Genomic DNA, 3,921 nt, shown 5'->3' on the forward strand with positions numbered 1-3,921 from the left:
TTTACTGCCTCTAGCTCTAAATGGGGAAAAGCTTGAGTAACTTGACCCATATCCACCTGCCTAACTCGTTGTTTGAGGACAAACTTTGTTGTTCACTACTCTACTATATTTGAACGCAATTTGGTATAAGGTAAAAACAAATAGATTAATTTGTTAAATTTACTAGACAAAAAGGTAATCTAATTCAGGAGCAAAATTTAATTGTTAGAACTAACCTAAAACCCCTCAGTTTAAAGGGACTTCAATTTATGAGTAAAAGTAGCACCAACTACTTAAAAAATAGTTTAATACTAACAATGGCGATCGCAATTCCGACGATATTGGCAACTTCAGTAAAAGCGTTGCAAGTTCAAGTTAGCCCTGCCAAACCTCGCTTAGGCGATACTTTAACGGTGGTAGTGACTCCAGACACTCCTCAAACGCCCAATAGCAGTCCATCGGTAACTGTTAATCAAAAAACTTACCCTACCTTTGAAGTCGCCCCAAATAAATACCGGACCTTTTTACCCACAACTCCCCTGCAAAAGCCAGGTAAAAGGCTACTACAAATCAAAGCCGGAGAACAAACTAAGCAAATGTCGTTGCAAATAGGCGATCGTAAGTTCCCTATCCAACGCATCAGGCTTTCTCCTGGCAAAGCTGGGCTTGAAGCTACCGAACTCGAACTAAGCCGCGTAGCAGCGCTAAAACAGCTAAAAACTCCCCAAAAATTCTGGAATAGTGCTTTTTTAAAACCCAACAAAGGCAGAATCAGTACAATCTACGGAGTCCGTCGCTACTACAATGGTAAGTTCGCCCAAGATTATTACCATCGTGGGGTAGATTATGCAGGCGCAACAGGTTCCCCAGTTATGGCTCCTGCCGACGGACGCATTGCTTTAGTTGGCAGAGCAGCTTCGGGGTTTCGCGTCCACGGTAATATAATTGGCATAGATCACGGGCAAGGAGTAATAACTACTTACTTGCACCTGAGTCGGATCAACGTCAAAGAGGGAGATTTTGTCAAAGCAGGTCAAGTAATTGGTGCTGTAGGCTCGACGGGAGCCGTAACTGGCCCTCATCTCCACTGGGGATTATATGTACAAGGAGAATCGGTAGATCCCACCCCGTGGCGCAACAGTAACTTTAATTAACTCTATTTTGCCACTTTTTTTAGGAGTAAGGCAGAATTGTTGGAGTAATACAGAAACCATCATCAAGTGCCATAGAGTTTAGAGGCGTTATGGGTATTGAAAAAATAATTGAACAAGCCCTTCAAACTGGTTATCTTACACCAGCAATGGAAGCGGAGGTAGGGTCTATTTGCGATGCTGCCTCAGAGCTTTCTGTCGCTGAGTATATGGCGCTAGATAAGCTTATGGGATCGCTGCTAACGGGGGAAGTAGTCGCAGTACAGCGCAAACAGTTTATTAATGTCATGGAAGAATTGGTACTGACAGAAGCCTTAGCTAGAGTGGCAGCAATAGAAGTTACAAGCGATCGCCATTTAGATGTGGGAGATATTGCAGCTTATGCTCTAAATCGCTTGCCTCCCCTGTATGCTACGACTGAAGAAGGTGGTAACTACCAACGTCAACGAGCCAAGGAAGAACTAGAGCAATTAATTGTTCAGCAAGTAGACGAAGCAATCGCCCGTAACTTAGACCATCCTGATTTTTTCCCAGAAAGGCAAGCTCTGGGCAAAAATTCTGGCGAGGAAGTTCTAAAACAAGTCAGCACCCTACTCCAAGCCTATGCTCACTCTTTCGAGCAAGCCTCAGAGTAAATCACCTGTATATACTCCTATATCTCTTAACAAAGATTTATTTGTTTTCTCATGCGTTTTTAGCAAAGAATGGGCAAACTAAAGTTAAGAGGAAAAAATTGGTTGCAGTTGTTAATTTTTGATTGAAAGTAATAGCTGTAACCAAAAAATTGTAGGTGTGGGAGGTGATCGCGTGCTAGAAAAACTATTGTTAGCCCTGATAATGACGTTGTGCCTAAACTTGCTTGCAGTAGTTCGTTTATCAAATAATCCAAACAACACCACGAGTTTGAACATAGTAGAAAACATCACTACTAAGGAAAAATGGCTTGTGCCTATAGGCAGCAATTGGCAACAGCACCAACTGTTGCCGCTCGTCGCTCAATAGAAGTCTAAACAAGTACGCGCTCAAACCGGGAACTTACTATTAATATCAGGGTCTAGTAAGATGAGATGTTCTCTTTCTTGTTGGCGTGTATGAGTCAAGCTACTTCTGTACCCTGGTCATCAGTTGAGGCAAAATTTCCTCAAGCGCCAGTGCAAATAGATAAATTGTCAAATTACGATTTAATTTTGCGTTGTCAATCTGAACGCAGTCCAGATCGTGCTGCCTTTTCTGAGTTACTGCGGCGCTATCAATCCCATGTGGAAAGGGTGTTGTATCACCTAGCCCCCGATTGGCAAGATCGCGCGGATTTGACTCAAGAAGTTTGGATTCGAGTTTATCGCAATATCAAGCGTTTGCAAGAACCAGTCAAATTTCGCGGCTGGTTAAGTCGCATAGCTACCAACTTGTTTTACGACGAATTGCGTAAACGCAAGCGAGTTGCTAGTCCTTTGTCGCTAGATGCACCCCGTTTTATGGAAGATGGGGAAATGAATTGGGAAATTGCCGGGGAAAATCCCTCTCCAGAGGAGGAGTTAACCACCCAGGAATTTTACGAACAATTACAAGAAGCGATTTCTGACTTGCCAGAAGTGTTCCGTACGACCATCGTTTTAAGAGAAATTGAAGGCATGGCTTACGAAGACATTGCTGAAATTACTAAAGTTTCTCTAGGAACAGTCAAGTCAAGAATAGCTAGAGCTAGAACTAGACTTCAATCTCAACTGCAAAACTATTTAGATGGTTAGAGCCAACAAGAGATTAAAAGTTTAATCTTTTGTATAACTTGGTAGGAATGTTAAAATAATCTTTGAGTTTAAAACTCATTCGGTGTTATCTTCACAACCTCCAAGTAACTTATCCGCGTTTAATCCTGGTAATAAAAATAATTGATAAATGCTATGAATACACAGAAGCGCGATCGCTTCGAGTTATTAAGTGCTTACCTAGATGGTGAAGTCAGCGCCCCTGAAAGGCGGCAGGTAGAAGAATGGTTAGATACCGATGCCGAAACTCAGAAGCTATACGCGAGGTTGTTGGCATTGCGCCAAAACTTTCAATCTCTACCCGTACCCCCAACGACTCAAAGCGTAGAAAAAACAATTCAACAGGTATTTGGCAAGCTAGAAAAACGCCGTCAGTATCGGTCGCTGAAGTGGGGAGGCGCAGCAGTAGCGGCGGTAGTTATTGCCGCCTTATCAAATGTTGTGCCAGGTCGTCAGGTACTACAGATGGCAGAAGTAAGCAATCCAGCAAGTTCCGAAAAACTGTTAGTTGCCTTAAATACTCCTTTAGTTGAACTTCCCGAATCTGCCTTTGAACATCCAAAGACAGTACCGCACAAACCTTAAGTAATTTGTAAGCTGTTAGCTCGGAAGTTAACAGCTTATTTTTTGCTTGTCCACCAGCCATCGCTAATTAAAACGCCACCATAAGCATCAATTTGTTGTTGGTTCATTGAATAAGTCCAGACTTTATCTAAGTATCCAATAGAGTTATAAACTTCTATTTTGTGTCGCTGGTAGTGATTTTGGCTACTAGGTTGTTGAGGATCGTAACCTTCTAGTTCATCAAGGATTTGTAAAACTGCGGCATCGGCAAATGTGAGTAAATAACCACGCACAATATACATTTCCGGGAAGATTGCTGCCGGATAGCCCATAGTTGATTAAACTCAACGAGGTTGTCACCAACCCCGTTGGTCTTCAAAACCGTGCTTGAGACTTTCACCTCACACGGCTCCTCAATATCTTGGTGCTTGTCAGGCATACCTAACGCTATCATTAGCGGT

At 42.6% G+C, this 3,921-nt stretch carries 6 protein-coding genes; 5 read left to right on the forward strand and 1 reads right to left on the reverse strand.

All coding sequences use genetic code 11. From position 1 onward, the window contains the following. The first annotated feature begins 248 nt into the window (after positions 1-248). The 5 genes from AC2VE5_RS24560 (at position 249) to AC2VE5_RS24580 (ending at position 3,481) form a co-directional block, all read left to right on the forward strand. The gene (locus tag AC2VE5_RS24560; protein WP_486890235.1) at positions 249-1,133 is read left to right on the forward strand and encodes a M23 family metallopeptidase; all 885 of its coding nucleotides are present in this window, start codon (positions 249-251) and stop codon (positions 1,131-1,133) included. An 89-nt stretch (positions 1,134-1,222) separates the two neighbouring features. After that, positions 1,223-1,765 carry a late competence development ComFB family protein gene (locus AC2VE5_RS24565; RefSeq protein ID WP_486890236.1) on the forward strand — a complete coding sequence of 181 codons (543 nt, stop codon included), beginning with the start codon at positions 1,223-1,225 and terminating at the stop codon, positions 1,763-1,765. A 118-nt stretch (positions 1,766-1,883) separates the two neighbouring features. After that, positions 1,884-2,132, forward strand: a complete 249-nt coding sequence (locus tag AC2VE5_RS24570) for a hypothetical protein (protein WP_486890237.1) — start codon at positions 1,884-1,886, stop codon at positions 2,130-2,132. A gap of 89 nt (positions 2,133-2,221) precedes the next feature. Then, the gene (locus tag AC2VE5_RS24575; protein ID WP_486890238.1) at positions 2,222-2,878 is read left to right on the forward strand and encodes a sigma-70 family RNA polymerase sigma factor; all 657 of its coding nucleotides are present in this window, start codon (positions 2,222-2,224) and stop codon (positions 2,876-2,878) included. A gap of 153 nt (positions 2,879-3,031) precedes the next feature. Beyond that, positions 3,032-3,481, forward strand: a complete 450-nt coding sequence (locus AC2VE5_RS24580) for an anti-sigma factor family protein (protein ID WP_486890239.1) — start codon at positions 3,032-3,034, stop codon at positions 3,479-3,481. Between the two features lie 35 nt (positions 3,482-3,516). Here AC2VE5_RS24580 and AC2VE5_RS24585 read toward each other — a convergent pair whose 3' ends face one another. Next, positions 3,517-3,792 carry a gamma-glutamylcyclotransferase gene (locus AC2VE5_RS24585; RefSeq protein WP_486890240.1) on the reverse strand — a complete coding sequence of 92 codons (276 nt, stop codon included), beginning with the start codon at positions 3,790-3,792 and terminating at the stop codon, positions 3,517-3,519. Positions 3,793-3,921: the final 129 nt, after the last annotated feature.

Source organism: Aliterella sp. E5.1 (assembly GCF_057473825.1).

Coding starts and splice junctions, on each gene's coding strand:
- AC2VE5_RS24560 (WP_486890235.1), top strand. CDS start 249: ATGAGTAAAAGTAGCACCAACTACTTAAAAAATAGTTTAATACTAACA.
- AC2VE5_RS24565 (WP_486890236.1), top strand. CDS start 1,223: ATGGGTATTGAAAAAATAATTGAACAAGCCCTTCAAACTGGTTATCTT.
- AC2VE5_RS24575 (WP_486890238.1), top strand. CDS start 2,222: ATGAGTCAAGCTACTTCTGTACCCTGGTCATCAGTTGAGGCAAAATTT.
- AC2VE5_RS24580 (WP_486890239.1), top strand. CDS start 3,032: ATGAATACACAGAAGCGCGATCGCTTCGAGTTATTAAGTGCTTACCTA.
- AC2VE5_RS24585 (WP_486890240.1), bottom strand. CDS start 3,792: ATGGGCTATCCGGCAGCAATCTTCCCGGAAATGTATATTGTGCGTGGT.